Below are 1,538 nucleotides of genomic sequence, written 5' to 3'. Positions count from 1 at the left end.
CGTTTGTAGTCTTCCCGGGCCCTTGCGGTCCCGCCCGAGGCCGGGAAAATCGGGGGTGGTGCCCGTCCGGAGGACGTCGATGCCACTTGGTGCCGAACGTGGAGCCCGTTTTGTAGTCGGACGCGGGGGCCGAGCGCAGGAGTCCAGTGATGTTGCCACGAGCACGCAAGAGAGCGTCTTTGAATCCTGTGGCCCCAGATGGGCGGGCACCGTCGGCGGCGTGCGGAACCAGGGGCAGGGGTGGCTATGGATGTGATGGAGGATCGGTGCGCGGGCGCTGATCTGGGCAAGGCGGACGTCAAGGTGTGTGTCCGGGTACCGGGCACCGGAAGGCGGGCGCGCTACGAGGTGCGCACGTTCTCGACGATGAGCGATGGCCTGCTGGAGCTGCGGGACTGGTTGGTGGAGAACGACATCACCCGGATCGGCATGGAGGCGACAGCGTCCTACTGGAAGCCGTTGTTCTACCTGCTGGAGGCCACGGAGGGGATCGAGCCCTGGCTACTGAACGCCCAGCACATCAAGACCGTGCCGGGGCGCAAGACCGACGTGAAGGACTGCGAGTGGATCTGCCGGCTGGTCGAGCACGGCCTGGTCCGCCCGAGCTTCGTGCCCCCGCGCGACATCCGTCAGCTGCGGGACTTGACCCGGTATCGCACCGAGACCACCCGGGACCGCACCCGCGACGTCAACCGTCTCTCGATGTTCCTGGAGGACACCGGGATCAAGCTGTCCTCGGTCGTCTCCGACATCACCGGCCGCTCGGCGCGGGCCATGCTGGACGCGCTGGTGGCAGGGGAACGTGACCCGCGTGTCCTGGCCGACCTCGCCCTGGGCAGCCTGCAGGGCAAGGTTCCCCTGTTGACCCGCGCCCTGACCGGGAGCTTCAGCGAGCATCACGCGTTCATGGTCGCTTCGATGCTGCGGGCCATCGACGAGGCCAACGACCGGATCGCGCGCCTGAGTGAAGAGATCAGCCGCCAACTCCAGCCGCTGCGGCAGCAGGTCGACCTGCTGATCACCATCCCCGGGATCAGCCTGACCCTGGCCCAGGTCCTGATCGCCGAGATCGGTGTGGACATGGACCGCTTCACCACGGCGGGGCACCTCGCCTCCTGGGCCGGGGTCTGCCCGGGCAACAAGGAGTCCGCGGGCAAGCGACTGTCGGGCCGCACCCGCCACGGCGACACCTGGCTCAAGACCGCGCTCTTCGTCGCGGGCTCCACCGCCGCTCGCAGCAAAGGCACCTATCTGGGCGCGCAGTTTCGCCGACTGGTTCCGCACCGCGGCAGCAAACGCGCAACACTGGCGGTCGGGCACTCCATCTTGGTGGCTGCCTGGCACATCCTGCACGACCTCGTCCCCTACCGCGATCTTGGGCCCGACTACTTCACCAGCCGACTCGGCAGGGAACGACAGACCCGCCGCCTACTCGCCCAACTCTCCGCCCTCGGCCTCGATGTCACCGTCACCCCACACATCGAACCCACCTGAGCTGCACCACCGCGCACAAGCTCAGGTGATTTTCAAGAGAGTGG

1 protein-coding gene is annotated in these 1,538 nt (G+C 67.5%); it reads left to right on the top strand.

What is annotated here, in order from left to right:
• Positions 1–198 precede the first annotated feature (198 nt).
• Positions 199–1,494 carry an IS110 family transposase gene (locus ABH925_RS37645; protein WP_370156145.1) on the top strand — a complete coding sequence of 432 codons (1,296 nt, stop codon included), beginning with the start codon at positions 199–201 and terminating at the stop codon, positions 1,492–1,494.
• Positions 1,495–1,538: the final 44 nt, after the last annotated feature.

Origin of the sequence: Streptacidiphilus sp. EB129 (assembly GCF_041262645.1) — a bacterium.
GTDB lineage: Bacteria > Actinomycetota > Actinomycetes > Streptomycetales > Streptomycetaceae > Streptacidiphilus.
This window is presented reverse-complemented; position numbering and strand designations above follow the sequence as displayed.